This window comes from Thalassobellus citreus (assembly GCF_044385915.1).
Classification (GTDB): domain Bacteria; phylum Bacteroidota; class Bacteroidia; order Flavobacteriales; family Flavobacteriaceae; genus Thalassobellus; species Thalassobellus citreus.
In genome coordinates this window covers 416318-435117 of sequence record NZ_JBISCC010000125.1, presented here as the reverse complement: position 1 = coordinate 435117, position 18800 = coordinate 416318, and the positions used below count along the sequence as shown (strand labels likewise).

General features: G+C 30.5%; 12 protein-coding genes and 1 tRNA gene. 10 read left to right on the top strand and 3 right to left on the bottom strand.

Annotated features, from left to right (window positions below; genetic code table 11):
- Positions 1-222 precede the first annotated feature (222 nt).
- Both ACH5TX_RS12160 and ACH5TX_RS12155 read left to right on the top strand, forming a co-directional pair.
- On the top strand, positions 223-2571 hold the full coding sequence (locus ACH5TX_RS12160; RefSeq protein ID WP_439339772.1) for a GumC family protein: 2349 nt from the start codon (positions 223-225) through the stop codon (positions 2569-2571).
- Between the two features lie 427 nt (positions 2572-2998).
- Entirely contained in the window at positions 2999-4789 is a 1791-nt protein-coding gene (locus ACH5TX_RS12155; protein ID WP_439339771.1) for a hypothetical protein, read from the top strand.
- A gap of 71 nt (positions 4790-4860) precedes the next feature.
- Here ACH5TX_RS12155 and ACH5TX_RS12150 read toward each other — a convergent pair whose 3' ends face one another.
- Together ACH5TX_RS12150 and kduI are read right to left on the bottom strand one after the other, a co-directional pair.
- Complete coding sequence (locus tag ACH5TX_RS12150; RefSeq protein WP_439339770.1) at positions 4861-5652, bottom strand: gluconate 5-dehydrogenase; 792 nt, start codon at positions 5650-5652, stop codon at positions 4861-4863.
- Positions 5653-5664: 12 nt separating this feature from the next.
- On the bottom strand, positions 5665-6507 hold the full coding sequence (gene kduI / locus ACH5TX_RS12145) for a 5-dehydro-4-deoxy-D-glucuronate isomerase (protein WP_439339769.1): 843 nt from the start codon (positions 6505-6507) through the stop codon (positions 5665-5667).
- A 160-nt stretch (positions 6508-6667) separates the two neighbouring features.
- On the opposite strand from kduI, the gene ACH5TX_RS12140 reads away from it, so the two are divergent.
- Entirely contained in the window at positions 6668-7696 is a 1029-nt protein-coding gene (locus ACH5TX_RS12140; RefSeq protein WP_439339768.1) for a LacI family DNA-binding transcriptional regulator, read from the top strand.
- A 3-nt stretch (positions 7697-7699) separates the two neighbouring features.
- On the opposite strand, the gene ACH5TX_RS12135 is transcribed toward ACH5TX_RS12140, so the two are convergent.
- A complete protein-coding gene (locus ACH5TX_RS12135; RefSeq protein ID WP_439339767.1) occupies positions 7700-8155 on the bottom strand; it encodes a hypothetical protein in 456 nt (151 codons plus the stop codon).
- Positions 8156-8324: 169 nt separating this feature from the next.
- Here ACH5TX_RS12135 and trxB point away from each other — a divergent pair, with 169 nt between their 5' ends.
- The 7 genes from trxB (at position 8325) to ACH5TX_RS12100 (ending at position 18796) form a co-directional block, all read left to right on the top strand.
- Positions 8325-9305, top strand: a complete 981-nt coding sequence (gene trxB, locus ACH5TX_RS12130) for a thioredoxin-disulfide reductase (protein ID WP_439339766.1) — start codon at positions 8325-8327, stop codon at positions 9303-9305.
- Positions 9306-9372: 67 nt separating this feature from the next.
- A tRNA-Pro gene (locus tag ACH5TX_RS12125) sits at positions 9373-9447 on the top strand.
- A 340-nt stretch (positions 9448-9787) separates the two neighbouring features.
- On the top strand, positions 9788-10339 hold the full coding sequence (locus ACH5TX_RS12120) for an RNA polymerase sigma-70 factor (RefSeq protein WP_439339765.1): 552 nt from the start codon (positions 9788-9790) through the stop codon (positions 10337-10339).
- 195 nt (positions 10340-10534) lie between these two features.
- A complete protein-coding gene (locus ACH5TX_RS12115) occupies positions 10535-11713 on the top strand; it encodes a FecR family protein (protein WP_439339764.1) in 1179 nt (392 codons plus the stop codon).
- Positions 11714-11811: 98 nt separating this feature from the next.
- Positions 11812-15402, top strand: coding sequence for a SusC/RagA family TonB-linked outer membrane protein (locus ACH5TX_RS12110; protein ID WP_439339763.1), 3591 nt, complete (start codon positions 11812-11814; stop codon positions 15400-15402).
- Between the two features lie 29 nt (positions 15403-15431).
- Positions 15432-16790, top strand: a complete 1359-nt coding sequence (locus ACH5TX_RS12105) for a RagB/SusD family nutrient uptake outer membrane protein (RefSeq protein WP_439339762.1) — start codon at positions 15432-15434, stop codon at positions 16788-16790.
- Between the two features lie 17 nt (positions 16791-16807).
- Positions 16808-18796 (top strand): TlpA family protein disulfide reductase, encoded by a 1989-nt coding sequence (locus ACH5TX_RS12100; RefSeq protein ID WP_439339761.1) that lies wholly within the window; start codon positions 16808-16810, stop codon positions 18794-18796.
- Positions 18797-18800: the final 4 nt, after the last annotated feature.

The window sequence follows — 18800 nt, the reverse complement described above, 5'->3', positions numbered from 1 at the left end:
TTTTCTTTATTTGGTACTCTAGAATTAGTTAAAGAAAAGTTTTAGATTGAAAGCATAAATTGAATTTCCAAATTAAAAAAGGATAAATTTTTATTCGAGTAAAAGATATAGTTTAAACAAAAATATATTGAAATCTTAACGAAATTTAGATTTTTATTGGTTTTAACAATACAATACTCTTAAACAAAACTAGAAACAATTTTTTTAAAACATTAAAAAAGAATGGCAAAAGAGAAATACAAATACCTACCTGTTGCTGAAGAAAGTATTCAATTAGATCTGCATCAATTTGTAAATAAATATAAACGTTTTTGGCCTTGGTTTGTTATCACAACGCTTATGTTTCTGGCCTTAGCTGTCTGTTATATTAAATATGCACCCAGACAATATACAAGTGTTGCTAGTATTATTGTAAATAATGAAAAAAACAATGGAGGTTCAAGAGCTAAAATGGGTTTTGATGTAGATATGTTTAGTGGATTAAGTGCTAATAGTATGGCTAATGAATTAGGTTTATTAACCTCAAAAAGGTTAATGTTTAATACTGTAAAGGCTTTAGATTTAAATGTTCAATATCTTGATGATAGTGACTTAGTTTCACAACCCTTATATACAAAAAGCCCCATTAAAGTAGAGGTTTTTCGTTTAGATGAAAAAAAATTAGAACATGCTATTGAACTTGGAAATAATGCATTTAAGGTACAAAACCTAGGAGATGGCAGATTGCAATTACTAAACCAAGAATCTGAAACCGTTATGAAGACGAGTTTTAATAGCCATGTGGAATTAGATTTTATTGACTTTGTAATAACTCATAATGAATTACAGGAATCTCAAATTAGTAGCTGGGCATCAGTTATCGTTAAGTTTTTGCCTATAAAAAGTGTTGCAAATTTTTATAATAAAAAATTAAAAGTTGATTTGATAGATGATAATGCTACTTTAATTCAATTGAAATTAATTGACCGTGTACCAAAAAAAGGTGAAGATATCTTAAATCAATTAATATACGAGTACAACAAAGAAGCCATTGTAGATAAAAATTTGATTGCTGAAAATACAGCAGATTTTATTGATGAGCGTTTAAATATTATAAATACAGAATTAGATTCGGTAGAATCAGGAAAGGAATCCTTTAAAGAAGCAAATAAGTTAGCAAATCTTGGAGCTGAATCTAATGTGTTAATTCAGAATGTGAACGAATACAAACGTCAACAACAACTTGTACAAACTGAGTTGGATGTAACTAGTTCTATGTTAGGTTATTTGGATTCCGATAGTGAAGATTTATTACCTGCAAATTTAGGTTTTGAATCGGAGACTAATGAATTTGTTAATAATTATAATGATTTAATTTTAGAACGAAATAAACTTTTGGCGGGTTCTACAGAAAAAAACCCTTTTGTGATAAGATTGAATAATCAAATTAATCAGCTACGTAATAATATAAACCAAAGTTTACTTAATAAGCGTCAAAGCTTAAGAATTCAGCAAGAAAACTTGCGTAAGAGAACAGGGCTTATAGGGTCTCAGATAGCTAGAATGCCAGGACAAGAACGTCAAGTAAGAGGAATAGAAAGGCAACAATCTATCAAGGAATCATTATATTTATTTTTATTACAAAAGCGTGAAGAAAATACGCTTGAGCTCTCGGTTACTGGTCCAAAGGCTAAAATAGTGGATAGCGCCTCTAGTTTTGGAGGTAGTATTAGTCCAAGTCCAAAAATTGTATTGGGTCTAGCTTTTATTTTGGGAATCTTTTTGCCATTTATAGTTATTAGAGGAAAAGAACTTCTTAGTGATAAAATAAAAAGTAAGGAAGACTTAATGAAATTTAGTAAACATATTACGATTTTAGGAGAATTACCAAGTATTAGAAAAAAGGATTCAGTTTTAATAAAGGCAAATGATAGGTCGGTATTGGCTGAAGCTTTTCGAATTTTATCAGCAAATTTGCAATTTTTGATTGGTTCTCATAAAAAGTCTGGAGGTATATCAATTTTTGTGACTTCTACAATTAAAGGAGAGGGAAAAACATTTGTGGCAACCAATTTAGCAATCACTTTAGCATTAACAGGAAAAAAAATAGTTCTCATTGGTGCAGATTTACGTAATCCGCAGTTACAACGTTATCAAGAAGGGCTTGATAAAAAACTGGGTGTTAGTGATTATTTAGCTAATTATGAATTAAATCTTAGAGAATTACTTCAAAGTAGTAAATTAAATCAAAACTTGATGATTTTACCATCAGGGACAATCCCTCCAAACCCAGCAGAATTACTTCAATCCAGTCGATTAGATGTTATGTTCTCAGAATTAGAAGGGGATTTTGACTATGTTATAGTAGATACTGCGCCTTCGTTGCAGGTGGCTGATACGTTTTTAATTAATAAGCATGCAGATTTAACCTTTTATGTTACTAGGGCAGGTTTTACAGAAGGAAAATTAATGGATTTTGCCCTTGAAGCAACTCGTAATGGAAAACTTAAGAACGTGAGTTTGATTTTAAATGATGTGTCTCCTAAAAATTTAGGTTTTGGAGTTAAATATGGATATACTTATGGTAGTTAAGTATAAACTAAAAGGAGCAAAAATGTTTGCTGAGTGCTTTAAAACTATAAACATTCAAAGATAAATATGACTATATTTTTTTATTCTCCTTTTTGTTTGTTATGATTTTTTGTTTATAATATTAATATGTGCGAATAAAAAACCACTAAAGTTAATCTTTAAAGGATATAACTATAGTGGTTTTTTGTTTAAAAACATTAATTCTTTCATTTTAAAGGATTGCGTAAAGGTGCGATCTATTTTTTAAAATATAGTATACTAGTATGAAGCAAGGTTTTAAACGATCATAGGAATTTTGAATTTATCTATTGTTTTAATGTTTTAAGTAATATTAAGTTAATAAAATACGTATTTCATCGAATAAATAAGATATTTTGTCAATTAAATTATGATAATTAGTATTTTTGTTTTTGTAAAATCAGCCTATATGAAAATTTTTTGTAATACTAAAGTATCGTTTGTATTAGTATTCGCTATATTTTTATCTACAATATTAATATCTTGTAGCAAAGATAGTGAATTGGTTTTAGACGAAGAAGAATTAATTCTCACTGAAGATAATCAAAATGAAGATAATTATTCATTTGAGGTAGTAGATGATAGTTTTTTTATAAAATCTGGAAGCATCGAGGTCTTAGATGTTTTAAAAAATGACGCTATTTTATCGGCTACTAACTTAAAATTAAATTTAGTAAATAATCCAATATATGGAGAAGTTCAGATAAAAGAAGATAATACTATTGAATATGTTGCGCCATACACTTTGACAGAAATTACTGAAACTTTAATTTATACTGTAGTAGTGATAGAAAATGATTCAGAGATTTTTTCTGGCACAGGAAATGTTACTATTCAGTGTGGTGCTGATATTAGTTCTGAAAATTATTTATTTACAGCAAAGGCCAAAAGTGTTCTTAAACAAAGGTTTGAAAATGGATATATTGCAGGTGTAGGATTTGAGGATGAAATAAGCAGGGTTATAGATAAAGCTTCTGAGTTTTTATTAAATCCAAGTGGAGATAGACCCGTTTTTGGAGAGTCTAGTAGTATATCTAATGGAGGTCATTATCTTCATACTACGGCTGTTTATGCTTATGCCATTGATGATCAAACTTTGGCTAATTCTGTAGCTAGTGAACTGTTGGAAATTGTAAATTCCAATGATTTGTATACGTCATATTGGAATAATTCCCATACATTAAGATGGGATAGTGCACCTGAAGCTTTATGGATTCAAAGTTCAAAAGCAAAAAAAATGAAAGATAGCTACAATTTTATAAAGAAAATACAAACTGTTCTTTCCTCAACAGATAAGACCTCGATAGAAGAGTGGTTTGAACGTTTTGCAGAATTATCTTTTAATTCTATTTCGACTAGAATTGATTTATTTTTTGGAGGGGGATGGTCTGTAAATAATCTTACTGGAAAATATTATACAGGAGCTGAATATGGTAGACCTCTACAAGATGCACAAGGAAATGATATATATGTAATGGCACAACCACAGGATATTTATAATAATAGAAATTTTGATATTATAGCTTGGATTCATTCCTGGGCGGTTGAAGCTGGTGATTTATCTAAAGAGACTTACTGTAGAGATTTTTTTAAAATGTTTTTTAAATATGGTGTTTTTCCAGATGGGACTATTTGGGAGTTAAAAAGAAATAATAATACTGTTCCTTATCAAGGGCTTATGTATGGGGATACAACTCTTGAGTCAGCTATACACATGGCACACAAAGATGCTATGGGTGGTCATTTTGTTGGTGATTTACTTTACGATTATACTACAACCGATGGTGTTTTGAATGGTTCTACTACTATTTCATCCACTCCCTATGAAGGTTCTAGTACGACAGATGGAGAAACAAAAAAAGGTTTACTACTATTTATGAAAGCCCAATCAAATTATTTGCGTACACAGGCTAATGGTGGATGGAATGATATTAGATTTTATGTAGATGATGATGATAATTATCATCCTTTAGACGCTACAGGAAAACTAATGTCATCATCGCACATAGCTATGGCTAATTTATACTATAAGGATAAAGATTTAGAAGATTGGTACAGATATAGTTCTAGTGCAGGTTATCCTTTGAAACAAACTATATATAAGGGTTATAATGGAGGGGCATGGAATGAGGATTCAGGTGCTTGGGGTAATATGATTTTTGGTTCTATGTGGTTTGGTCAAGAAAATAATTTCTTTTAAAAGAAAGATTTTAATAAAAAAAAGCCTTACTAAATTTAGCAAGGCTTTCTCTTTTTATATTTATTGAAAATTTATTCTTCGTTAGAAGGTTTTCCAATAGTTGCAAGGATTCCTCCGTCTACGTACACTACGTGTCCGTTTACAAAATCACTTGCTTTAGAACTTAAAAATATAGCAGCACCTTGTAAATCTTCAGGATCTCCCCAACGTGCAGCAGGTGTTCTATTAATAATAAAATCATTAAAAGGATGACCATCTAATCTAATAGGAGCTGTTTGCGTTGTCGCAAAATAGCCAGGACCTATACCATTTGTTTGGATATTAAATCTAGCCCATTCTGTAGCCATACTTCTTGTTAGCATTTTAAGACCTCCTTTAGCAGCTGCGTAAGCACTAACAGAAGTTCTTCCTAATTCACTCATCATTGAACAGATATTGATGATTTTTCCACCACCTCTTTCAATCATTCCTTTTACAACTTGCTTAGAAACTATAAATGGACCAACAAGATCTACTTTAAGAACTAATTCAAAATCTGTTACTTCCATATCAACAATTGGAGTTCTTTTAATAATTCCTGCATTATTTACAAGAATATCAATAGGTCCAACTTCGGCTTCAATTTTAGCAATAGCTTCAATAACTGCTTTTTCATCAGTAACATCAAATACATAGCCATGGGCATTAAGTCCACAAGCTTTATATTCGTTAACAGCTTCTGTTAATTTATCTTCAGAATTGTTGTTTACAACTATAGTAGCTCCTGCATTTCCAAGACCTTTTGCCATAGCCATTCCTAATCCGTGTACAGCTCCTGTAATTAAAGCAACTTTTCCTGTAAGGTCAAATAAGTTAATAGACATAATTTTATTTTTTTATTTTAATTCGTTTATTTTACAATGATCCATATCTCCGTAGTCAAGGTTTTCACCAGCCATTCCCCAGATAAAAGTATAATTACTTGTACCAGAACCTGAATGAATAGACCATGCAGGAGAAATTACTGCTTGATTATTTTGCATCCAAATATGTCTAGTTTCTTGTGGTTGTCCCATAAAATGACAAACAGCTTGGTCTTCAGGAACATCGAAATAGAAATATACTTCCATTCTTCTGTCGTGTACATGCGCAGGCATAGTATTCCATACACTTCCAGATTTAAGCTCAGTCATTCCCATTTGTAATTGACAAACACTAACAACACTATTTACTATGTATTTTCTTAATGTTCTAGCGTTTGCTGTTTCAGGTGCACCTAATTCAACAATTTCAACATCATTAATACCAATTTTTTTATTTGGATATGCTTTGTGAGCAGGTGTTGAGTTTAAATAAAACAAAGCAGGATTACTTGACGATTTACTAGAAAAAGTAATGTCTTTATTTCCTTGTCCAACGTATAAAGCTTCTCTATTATCTAATTCATATTCTGTTCCGTCAACAATTACGGTTCCAGAACCTCCAATATTAATAATACCTAATTCTCTTCTTTCAAGAAAATACTCTGCCTTTAAAGGGTCTATAGTTTCAAGTTTTAAATCGCCTTTAACAGGAACTGCACTTCCTGAAATAAATCTGTCATAGTGAGAATATACTAGATTTAATGCATCAGGTTCCATTAAGTTGTCAATTAAGAACTCTTTTCTTAATCTTTCTGTATCGTATGATTTAACATCCTGAGGAGATGCAGCATACCTTACTTCGTAATTGCTTTTCATTATTTTAGTATTATGTTTTATGTTTCAGCTTTTTTGTTACTAATTAAAAATAGTGATGGAAATTTTACAAATGTATTAAAATTAATTTAAATCCAATCGATTGGATTTAAATTAATACTTATATTTGTTAACAACAATAACATTAATTTATTAAAAATAAGTGATTAATAAAACCAATAAACCTACAATTCATGATATTGCAAGGGCTTTAAAAATTGATAGTTCAACGGTTTCTAGAGCATTAAATAATAGTCCAAGAGTAAAGGAGGATACTAAAGCGATGATTTTGGCTAAAGCAGAAGAGTTAGGTTATCAGCGTAATTTGCTAGCTTCTAATTTACGTAAAAATGTTACTCATACCATTGGAGTTGTTGTTCCTAGAATATCTCGTCATTTTTTCTCGTCAGCCATTCAAGGTATTGAAGAAACCGCTTATCAAGCAGGGTATAATGTTATCATTTGTCAATCTTTAGATCAATTAGATAGAGAAAAGAAAATAGTAGATGGATTGATTTCAAATAGGGTTGATGGTTTACTTATTTCTGTTTCTATGGAAACCATTGATTATAAACATTTAGAAGTTTTAAAAAAGAGTGGTGTGCCTCTTGTGTTTTTCGATAGACATTGTCATATACCAGGATATAGTTCTGTTATTATTGATGATTTTAAGGGAGGTTTTGATGCTACAGAACATTTAATTATTGGAGGCTGTAAAAATATAGTTCATTTTTCTGGACCATTAGAAGTGGAAATTTATAAAAAACGTTTTGAAGGCTATGAAGCAGCTTTGTCTAAACATGGTATTCCGTTTAATAGCGAAAATATAATAAGTTCCAGACTAATGGAAAACGATGGATATGAGTGTATAGAAAAGCTATTGAAAAAAGGTTTGGAGATAGATGGTATCTTTTCGTCTAATGATTTAGCCGCCATAGGAGCAATGAAATATTTGAAGGAACACGGTATTAAAACCCCAGATGATGTTGCTATAGTTGGTTTTAGTAATGAACCTGTTTCTAGAGTTATTGAGCCTTCAATTACAACAATTGACCAATCTGGATTTGAAATAGGAAAAATAGCTACAGACTTATTGTTTGAACATATTGCAAATAAAAGTGTTCCTAAAAAAGGTCAGACCATTGTTTTGGAATCAAAATTAATTGAGCGAGATTCGTCTAAAAAAGGATAGCTTTTATTTTATTCTTAAATATTTTTCGGCATAAATAGGTTTTCCTAAACTATCGTATTCAATTTGGGTAAATGTGTTTTCTTCAAGTGTTATATTGAAAATAAAGTTCTTTTTAGCTTTTATACGGCTATTCATAGCTTTAGATCCGTAATTTAAAATTTCGGTTAAAATACCATCTTTAAAAGTGTAATTTCCAACACCAAACCAATCTAATGAATCCGTAGTTCGTAATCTACTCCACATTATTTTGGTTTCAGAAAACATTTTCATTTGTTTAAATGAATTAGACGATTTTATGGTGTCAACAGAACCATTTACTCCATAGTTAAAAAAACTGTCTAATTCCCAAGCGCCTTGTAAAGAAGTTATTTTAGTATTTTCTATTTGATTAGTTCTGTTAGTATTGTCTTTACAGGAAAAGAAAAGCGTAATGCAGATAATAAATAAATATTTTTTCATGATTTTAGTTTAAATAGTTAGTAGTTGTTTTTCTACAATTTACGAAAAAAAGCAGAGTTTTATGTTATTTAATAGTAAGTAATTATGAATGTATAAAAACTGTTGATAACTTATAGGTAAGGTTTTAATCAAAAATTCTACTTTTGTTTTATAAAACTTAATAGCAATTATGTCTGATACAATAGAAAAAGTAAAATGTTTAATTATTGGTTCTGGTCCTGCTGGATATACAGCTGCAATATATGCTGCTAGAGCTAATATGAGTCCTGTATTATATCAAGGAACGCAACCAGGAGGACAATTAACGACAACTAATGAGGTTGAAAATTTTCCTGGATACCCAGAAGGCGTAACAGGTCCGGAAATGATGATGCAATTACAAGCGCAAGCGCAACGTTTTGAAGCTGATATTCGCGATGGTTGGATTACAAAAGTAGATTTCTCAGGAGATATTCATAAAGTATGGGTTAATGGAGACAAAGAGATTCATTGTGATACTGTAATTATTTCAACAGGAGCTTCTGCAAAATATTTAGGTTTAGAGTCTGAACAAAAATATTTGAAGCTTGGTGGAGGAGTATCTGCTTGTGCTGTTTGTGATGGCTTCTTTTATAGAAATCAAGAAGTTATTATTGTAGGTGCAGGAGATTCGGCTTGTGAAGAGGCTCATTATTTATCTAAACTTTGTAAAAAAGTAACAATGCTTGTTAGAAGAGATGAATTTAGAGCTTCTAAGATTATGGCGAATAGAGTAAAGAACACTGAGAATATTGAGATTTTATTTAATACTGAAACAGATGAAGTATTAGGTGATGATCAAGTGGTTACAGGTGTTCGTGTTTTTAATAATAAAACAAATGAAAAAACTGAAATTCCAGTAACAGGATTTTTTGTAGCTATTGGGCACAAACCAAATACAGATATTTTTAAAGGATTTTTAGAGTTAGATGAAACAGGTTACATTATAAATGTACCAGGTTCTTCAAAAACAAATATTGAAGGTGTTTTTGTATCTGGTGATGCAGCCGATCATGTTTACAGACAAGCTGTTACCGCAGCAGGTACAGGTTGTATGGCAGCCTTGGATGCTGAGCGTTACTTAGCAGCTAAAGATGCTTCTTTTGAGGTGTCTACTTCAAATTACAACTAGAATAAAACTTTGTTTAAAAGCCGAAACTATAAAATAGTTTCGGCTTTTTTATGACATTAAAATAATTCGGGATGTGGCGCAGTCCGGTTAGCGTACACGGCTGGGGGCCGTGTGGTCGCAGGTTCAAATCCTGTCATCCCGACTGAATAGGAAAAAGAACCGTTACACGGTTCGCTTTTTGCTTTCAAGAGTGTGACAAACAAAGTTTGTGAAAGGTTTTGAAATTAAAAAGAGAGAAGGAGATTGGCTTAACTATCTTATTTGCAAAGAGGGTTCATTAAGATTATTTAAATCCTGTTATCCCGATTAAATAATGTTTTTAGATTTTTTAGTTAAGTTTAAAGCGAAATTTTCACATATTTTAGTTAAGAATTTCATAATCATATTAATTTTTAATCTAATAGCTAAAACATTTACTAAAAAAAACATTTCCGTATCTTTGTTGTTCGCCAAAGTTTTATTTCAATTAGCAATATCTCTCTATGACCAATACGGACAATGAAATAATTCAAGGTCTAAAAAAAGATGATAAAAGAGCGCTTACTAAGCTTTACGACATTTATTGGAAGCCGCTTTTTATATCGTCGTACAATCTATTAAAAGATAAAGAGGTTTGTGAAGAAATTATTCAAGATGTTTTTATTGATATTTGGAATAAACGGGCACAACTTCAAATAAAAGTAACATTGCAAAGTTATTTATATGCTTGTGTACGCTATAAAGTGTTTTCTGAATTTAGGAAAAACAAAATAATACGCGTAGAATTATTAGAAGATTTAGATAAACGTTTTCAATATGCTACACCCGAAACACAAATTATGCATAAAGAGCTTAAAGCGTATATAAAAATTGTTGTTGATGATTTACCTGAAAAATGTCAGCAAGTTTATAAATTAAGCAGACACGAAAACTTAACTCATAAAGAAATTGCAGCGCAACTAAATATTTCTACAAAAACAGTTGAAAACCATATAACCAATGCACTTAGAACACTAAGAGCTTCTTTAGGACATGCTTTAAGTTTTTTACTATGATATTTCTTTAAAATAGATAATTTTCTTCTTGTCAAATTATCTTAGTTATGTGTGATTTGTTGCAAATAGTTCAAACAATTCATGGTTTATGTTGAATAATTATTTGATTAAATAAAAAAAATATGATTTTCTTTTAGGGGATACCTTGATTAAACGATACTATATTAATGTAACTAAACTGTTAATATAGTGTAAATGAATAGTAATCATATTAATAATCAGGATTTTAAAGCTTTAATTGAAAAGTATATCGATGGTAAAATCACTCTTGAAGAAGTCAAGAAATTGGTTAATTACTATGAGAGTTTTCAAATAAATAACGAATGGGTTGAAGCATTAGGGCCAGAGAACACCATTAAAAATAAGATGTTAATTAATATTCTTGAAGCTATTCAGGAAGATGACGTTGCTCCTCAAAGAAAAGTAATTCCGCTTTATAAAAAGCCATTTTTTAGATATGCTGTTGCAGCTTGTTTTGTTCTTTTAATAGCACTTCCTTTTGTTTTTCAAAAAGAAAAGGTTGAAGTTGTTAATACGGTTTCACCAGGAACTGAAAAAGCAATCTTAGTCTTAGCCAATGGAAAACAAGTAGAATTAGATAACCATCAAAATGAAACTATTACAGACGAAGGTAATTTAAGCATAACAAATGCTAATAATACACTGGTTTATTCTGCAGATTCAATATCTGCTACAAAAGCATTAGCTTATAATACTTTAAAAATTCCAGTAGGTGGTATTTATAGTCTTGAACTTTCTGATGGAACGAAAGTGTGGTTAAACTCAAAATCATCTTTAAAATACCCAGTAAAATTCGGAAAACAAAACAGAGAAGTTCAATTAGAAGGTGAAGCTTATTTTGAAGTTGCAAAAAATACATTAAAACCTTTTATAGTAAATACCAATTATGGAGATGTTACAGTTTTAGGTACTCACTTTAATATAAGTGCTTATAATGACGATCCGTATTTTACAACAACTTTACAAGAAGGAGCTGTAAAAGTTACCATGGCAGAACAATTTAGTAATAAAGCATCCTTTGTTTATTTAAATCCAGGAGAGCAAGCTGCATATAACGAAGCAAAATCAGGTGTTTTAGCTGTTAAAAATGTAGATGCTAAAATTTATAGTGCTTGGAAAGATGGCGAGTTTTATTTTGACAATGCATCACTAGAAAATATTTTACTACGCATGTCTCGTTGGTATAATTTTGAGGTTTCTTTTGCAAACGAAGCTTTAAAACAAAAACTTTTTAAAGGTGTTGTTTTAAAAAATAAGCCATTAGATTATTTATTAGATATTATAAGTCAAACAGCAAATATAAATTATGAAATCACCCTAAAGGGAGATATTTATGAAGTAAAAATATATTAAAAAACAAACCGGAAAATGCGCCAACATTTCCCGGTATAATAGACGTTTAGTCGCAAACTAACAACAAATTTTAATTAACAATCTAAACACTCAAATGTATGAAAAAAAAATTATGCAGAATTCCCAATGAAAATCGAAATGATTATTGGGATAAAATTCTTGATCTCATGAGAAAATCTTTAATACTTTTTATAATTTTTATAAATGTTACGGCTTTTGCATTTTCGCAAAAAGTAACGTTAAGTGTTGAAAACAAATCAGTATATGATGTTTTAAATACTTTAACAGAAAAAACAGGAGTTGCATTTTTCTATAATTATGACACTTTTAATGTAAAAGAATTAGTTAATGTAAATGTAAAGGATACAGATTTAATAGAGGTTGTCTCTCAAATAATAGGTAGTAACTATCAAGCTAAGTTTACTGAGGATAATTTAATTATTATAGTGCCTAATACTCAATCTAAAATTGCTAACCAACAAGAAATTGAAGTTTCAGGAATTGTAACAGATAAAAATGGTGTTCCAATGCCAAGTGTAACTGTTATAAACAAATCGAAAGATAAATGGGATGTTACAAAAAATGATGGTAGTTATAAAATAACAGTACAATCAGACGATACGCTTATTTTTTCTTTTTTAGGCTTTAAAGATGTTGAAGTACCTGTTAATAGTAGAAGCTATATAGCAGTAACCATGGAAGAAAGGTTAACAGAGCTTAATGAAGTTAATATAGTATCTTATTCAAATGGATATACAAAAATCCCAAAAGAACGTGCTACAGGTTCTTTTGGACTTGTAACTGCCAAAGATTTAGAAATAACACCAACAATAGATATTACAGAACGTTTAGAAGGTATCGAACCTGGGGTTAAAGTTGATGTTAGAACTGGAACAATACAAATTCGTGGTACCAATAGTTATAGTACAGGGTCGCCTTTAATTGTTATAGATGGTTTTCCTGTACCTACAGGAGGTGAATTTGGTTTAACACGAAAAGCTCCTGGAAGATCTGTGTTAAGCTATGTAAACCCTGAAGATATTGAAAATATTACAATACTTAAAGATGCAGAAGCTTCAATATTATGGGGTTCAGAAGCATCTGATGGTGTTATTGTAATAACAACTAAAAAAGGGAAAAAATCTCAAGAACCAGCGATTAGTTTTAGCTCTTCAACAACTATTGGTAGTAAAATTAGTTTAGATAAGCTTCGACAAATGTCAACATCTGATTATGTCGATTTTGAAAAAGAAATGGTAGAAGGCGGTTTCTTGGTTGATAATAGTTGGAATTGGCAAAATACAAATCCTTCAGAAGTACAAAATATTATGTTTAAAGCGCAACGTGGTGAAATAACAGTAGCCCAGCAAGATGCCATGCTTAATGAGCTTTCAAATAGAAATAATAAAGATCAAATTAATAAGTATTTATTAGGTAATTCGGTAGCTCAACAGTATGATTTTTCTATAGCTGGAGGTAGCGATACGCATAACTATTATATCTCTACAGGGTATAATAAAGATGATGCTGTTATGAAAGGTAATAATTCAAGTGCTTATTATGTTACTTTAAACAATACGGTTAAGCTTAATTCTATTTTATCTCTAGAAACGGGAGTTAATTATGTTAAAACCGATTATAATCAAAATAACACAGCTAACGAAGCTTTATCAAATGCAACAAGTTCTCCTTATACTGCGAGTTCAGCTTTACATCCTTATGATATGATTGTAGATGCTAGCGGTAATGGCATTAATCATTATCTAAGGTTTACTCCAGAAGCGATACAACAGCAAGGGCTTGGAGTTGATAATGGTTATTTACCATGGACTTATAATTATTTAGACGAACTTAATATGTCTAATACCAAAACGAAAGGAGATAATTTTCGTTTGAATGCAAAATTAACCGCAAAAATAACAGATTGGTTAAATGTTGAAGCTTCAGGCATGTATAGTTCAAATAAAAGTAATACAAGCACATTAAACGAGGCTGATAGTTATTATGTAAGAAATTTATTAAACCCTGCTACTACTTACCAAAATGGTAAACTTGTTTACGGTATTCCATTTGGAGCACATTACAACACTAGTACTAGTCTGACTTCTCGTCAAGATATGCGTTTGCAATTAAATATTAATAAGAATTTTAATAATATACACAGTATTAATTTTTTAGCAGGATCTCAAGTTAGTGAAGTAATTGGAGAAGGTTCTTCTCAAACCTATTATGGTTATGACACAGATACTAACACATCAAAAGCAACAAATTCTGAATACTTGTCTATATTTGGATGGAATGATTATTTAACAAGTTCAGATTTAAACATAAATAAAAGGAAAGATAGATATTATTCTACCTATGCTTTGGGGAGTTATGTTTACAAAAATAAATATACTGTTTCAGGAAGTTATCGTTTAGATGATTTTAATCTTTTAGGAAGTAAAACTAGAAAAGATAGAGCAAAACCATTTTGGTCTACAGGGTTAGGATGGCATGTTAAAAAAGAAAACTTTTTAAGAGATGTAGATTGGTTAAACACTTTGAGTTTTAGAGTCACTTATGGTATAACTGGAAAAGCTCCGGGAAGAGGTGCTGGTAATCCTCATCCTATTATAAGTGTTGGAAACAACGATTGGAATACACAATTACCTATTACGGATATATTATTACCTGAAAATACAAATTTAAAATGGGAAAAAACAAAATCTTGGAATTTTGGTCTAGACTTTGGCCTGTTTAATAATAGATTATCAGGTAATTTAGATTTTTACTCTAAAAAATCTGAAGATATCCTAATTACTCTACCTCATAATTCTACCTACGGATGGTCTTATGTACAAAAAAACACAGGAACATTAAAAGGGCATGGAGTAGATCTTGGATTAACAGGCTTTATATTTAGAGGTGATTTCCAATGGAAAAGTACTTTTAACTTCTCTTATAATACAAACGAAGTAACCGATTCTAGATTTGAACCAACAGCAGAGTATGAACTTATAGGTGGTCAAGGTTCTCCTATTACAGGTAAACCTCTTGGAAGTGTGTATGCTTATAAATGGGCTGGTTTAGATGCTACAGGACAATCTCAAATATTTGCTGAAAACGGTGATATTATTGATGCTTCTGTTTGGAATGATCAAATTAATCTTGAAGATGTTGAGTATATGGGAGTAGCTCAAGCTCCTTATTTTGGAGGCTTTTTTAATACGTTTTCATATAAAAACTTCAATCTAGGAGTGCGTATGACCTATTATATGGGACATGTATTTAGAAACAGAGTGCTACAAAATTATCCTACATATGTTGGTGGACATTTTGGTAGTGTAAGTAATGATGCCATTGTAGCAAATAGATGGAGAACTCCTGGAGATGAGTTAACTACTAATGTGCCTGGTTTAGCGAATATTAGTTATAATAGTTTAAATAGATTTCAAAATGCCGATATCAATGTGCTTCCTGCCGATAATATAAGATTGCAACAAATTTCATTGGGGTATAATATGCCTAGTGAATGGTTAAAAAACACTTTCTTTAAGTCTATGAGTGTGTCTTTTATTGCAAGAAACCTAGGAGTTATATGGCGTAAGAACAATGAAGGCATAGACCCACTGTACTTGTCTAATAATAATTATAGTACACTACCTCCTGAGAGAAATTACACGTTACAATTTAACTTAGGGTTTTAAACAAGTATAATTAATTAAAATAAAAACAGATGAAAATAATAAAATATATAACTTTTTTTACTGGCATTTTATGTTGTTTAAATGCTTGTAGCGATTATGTAGAAATTGAACCCGTAGGTAATGACCGTGTGTTAAAATACACGTCAGATTATAGAGGGTTAGCTAATAATTATATGCCTACAGAAAATGTAGGAGGTATGTATCTTTTAGCTAATGATGATACTGAAATTACTGGAGATTTTCAATCTCAAATAGACGATATATGGACTAATAGTTATACATGGCAACCTGCTATTTATAATGCGGGTCAAGGCGATTCAGATTGGAATAATTTATATTTAGCCGTGTACTATTCTAATGTTATTATAAACGGTGTTTTGGATAGTCAAAAAGGAAGCCAATCAGAAAAAGAAGAAATTATTGCTGAAGCTTATGTAAACAGAGCATATTCATATTTACAACTAGTTAATATTTATGCCCCACATTACGATGGAGCAAATACTGCTAATGAAAAAGCGGTACCTTTATTATTAACTCCAGATTTATTTAGTAGTTTAGAAAGATCTACAGTAAATGAGGTTTATGAGCAAATTATTTCCGATTTAGAAAATGCATTAGCATATAACATTCAAAATTTACCAGAATTTAATGTATTGCCATCTAAAGCTGCTACTTATGCTCTTTTAGCTAGAACCTATTTATATATGGGGAATTATGAAATGGCTTTAGAATATGCAGAAAACGCATTGAATTTACAAAATGGACTTATCGATATAGCAGCTATTCGTTATAACCCTTACAGTTACCCTGCGTTATTAGATAATCCAGAAATTATTTTCAGTAAAAAAATACAGTTTAGTTTTAAAGGAGCGTCACTTTCTCAAAGTTTGTTAAATAGTTTTGATGCAGCAGATGCTCGATATGATGTGTATACAGCACCAGGTTACAATTTTTGGCCATCTTTTGAAGGTAGAGGTTTTGGTATTGACAGTTATAGTTATACAAATGGTTTTAATGTAGGGGTATCTGTACCAGAAATGTATTTAATAGCAGCAGAAAGTCAAGTGAGATTAAACAATGTAGAACTTGGTTTAGAGCAATTAAATATATTAAGAGCAAAACGATTTGATACAGGGTCTGATTATGAAGCAACAGCAACAACTAAAGAAGATGCTCTTGATTTAGTTATTGCGGAAAGACAAAAAGAATTTATAGGAAGAGGCTTTAGATGGTTTGATCAAAAACGATTAAACTTAGAAGATCGTTATAAAGAAACTAAAACTAGAGAGTTTTTAGGAGAAACATTTACCCTAGAGCCAAATAGTGACGGTTATGTATTTCCAATATTTCAAAATTATATCGATTTAAACCCAGAATTAGATAATTAATAGCAACCCGTTTTTTTATGAAAAAAACACTAAACCACATCATCGTTATGATGATGTGGTTATTTGTTTGTCATGTACAAGCATCAGAAAATGAGTCAAGATTACAAGGCATAACACAACCTGTAATATCAGAAACAACTCTTCATTTTACCTATAATCCTGTAGGAGGACCGTTAGAGAAAACAGCTAACATACAAGGTGTTGTTTATCTTTTTATAAATTACAAATGGCAAATAGCCGATGTAAAACTTACAAAAGGTAGCGGTATTTGGAATGGTGAATATACAATTCCTAAAGACTGTGCTTTTATAGCCTTTAAATTTTTAGCCAATACAGATCAAGGTGTTGTTACAGATACCAATAACGATATTGGTTTTATGTACACGCCTATTACAGCAACTCAACAAAAAATCCCAGGAAGCTATTTGGCTTGGGGAACCTTTAGAAACTCAGATTTCAATCAGCAATTTGGAAATTATTTTAAAGAATTTTCGGTATCTCAAGAAGCAACAGAGCTTTGGATAAAAAAAGAAATTAAAGAAAACACAACTTTTTTTCCTCTTTTTATCGATAGCTATATTAAAATTGCAAAACTTAGAAAACCGGAAGATTATAAGGTGTTTGGTAATAAAATGCTACATCGATTTTTAAATGATTTTCCTAAATTATATGAGCCTGAGTATATAAAAATAAAAAATCTGTTTGCATACACGCTTGAAAATAAAATAGCAGCAGATAGCTTAGAAACTGTTATTTTACAAAAATTCCCAAAGGGAATTGAAATGCGATTTTTAGAATTTCAAAAACTTAGAACGGTTACAGATAGCTCTGATAAAATTATAGCATTAAGCACATTTTTAACAACCTTTCCAGATGATGAAAATGTACCAGAAGAGCAGCGGTATATTTATAATAAGGTTTACAGCGAGTTATTTAGATTGTATTTTTCAACACAAGAATATAACAAAATAGAAGCTTTATTGCCTCAAATGAATTTTTTAAGTATTAATGATAGTTACCATCATAATATTTCAAAAGCACTTCATTTTAAAACAGTAGACACAAAAACACTCTTAAAGCTTTCAAAAATAATGATAGCGAATATGATGGATAAAAAAGAAGATCTATCGTATATGAATGGTTTATACTGGTCACCTAATCAAAGTACTGATAATGCAATACAGCAATTAGATGCAAAACTTAAAACACATATAAAATTACTTTTTGCTGAAAAAGAATATCAAGAAGCTTTAAGCTTTTTCGACAAACTATCTAAAGATACATTGTATGAGAATTCAAATGTAAATGAATTGCACATGAACATTTTAGAAGCACTTAAACGTCCTACTTTACCGTTATTAGAAAAAGCAGCAAATTATAATGCGCTATCGCCTCTTATGATTGAAAAATTAAAGCAGGCATATTTAGAAGAAGGGCATGAAGAAAATAATTTTGATACATATCTAGAAAAACTAAAAACCAAAAATAAGGCTGTTAATATTGAAATTTTAAAGACCGAAATTTTAAAAACAGAAAGCCCTAAATTTAGTGTAGAAGATGCTCAAGGTACTTCTGTTGTTATTTCAGAAAATAAAGATGACATTATTATCATAGATTTTTGGGCAACATGGTGTGGGCCTTGTAAAAAAGCATTTCCTGGTATGAAAATGGCAGTTGATAAATACAAAAATGATCCTAAAATTCGTTTTTATTTTATTTCTACTATGGAAACGAAAGAAGGTTATCAAGCACAAGCTGAAGCTTATATCAAGAAAAAAGGTTATAATTTCAATGTGTTATTTGATAAAAAACCAGCTGTCGATAAAACTAACAATGTTACTTTTTCAAAATTCGCAGCGTTTTTTAATTCAAGTGGTATTCCAAGAAAAGTTATTATTAAAAATGGAAAAATAAGATATTCATCAGAAGGTTCTGGAGTGAATCCTTTAGAGTTGGTTGATGAATTGTCTGCCGTTATAGATATTTTAAAATCTGAAGACATCTAATTTG

What these genes read in the sequence shown, in the direction of transcription:
- ACH5TX_RS12105 (WP_439339762.1), top strand. Translation starts at nt 15,432, where the DNA reads ATGAAAATAATAAAATATATAACTTTTTTTACTGGCATTTTATGTTGT.
- trxB (WP_439339766.1), top strand. Translation starts at nt 8,325, where the DNA reads ATGTCTGATACAATAGAAAAAGTAAAATGTTTAATTATTGGTTCTGGT.
- ACH5TX_RS12120 (WP_439339765.1), top strand. Translation starts at nt 9,788, where the DNA reads ATGACCAATACGGACAATGAAATAATTCAAGGTCTAAAAAAAGATGAT.
- ACH5TX_RS12160 (WP_439339772.1), top strand. Translation starts at nt 223, where the DNA reads ATGGCAAAAGAGAAATACAAATACCTACCTGTTGCTGAAGAAAGTATT.
- ACH5TX_RS12150 (WP_439339770.1), bottom strand. Translation starts at nt 5,652, where the DNA reads ATGTCTATTAACTTATTTGACCTTACAGGAAAAGTTGCTTTAATTACA.
- ACH5TX_RS12135 (WP_439339767.1), bottom strand. Translation starts at nt 8,155, where the DNA reads ATGAAAAAATATTTATTTATTATCTGCATTACGCTTTTCTTTTCCTGT.
- ACH5TX_RS12115 (WP_439339764.1), top strand. Translation starts at nt 10,535, where the DNA reads ATGAATAGTAATCATATTAATAATCAGGATTTTAAAGCTTTAATTGAA.
- ACH5TX_RS12110 (WP_439339763.1), top strand. Translation starts at nt 11,812, where the DNA reads ATGAAAAAAAAATTATGCAGAATTCCCAATGAAAATCGAAATGATTAT.
- kduI (WP_439339769.1), bottom strand. Translation starts at nt 6,507, where the DNA reads ATGAAAAGCAATTACGAAGTAAGGTATGCTGCATCTCCTCAGGATGTT.
- ACH5TX_RS12100 (WP_439339761.1), top strand. Translation starts at nt 16,808, where the DNA reads ATGAAAAAAACACTAAACCACATCATCGTTATGATGATGTGGTTATTT.
- ACH5TX_RS12155 (WP_439339771.1), top strand. Translation starts at nt 2,999, where the DNA reads ATGAAAATTTTTTGTAATACTAAAGTATCGTTTGTATTAGTATTCGCT.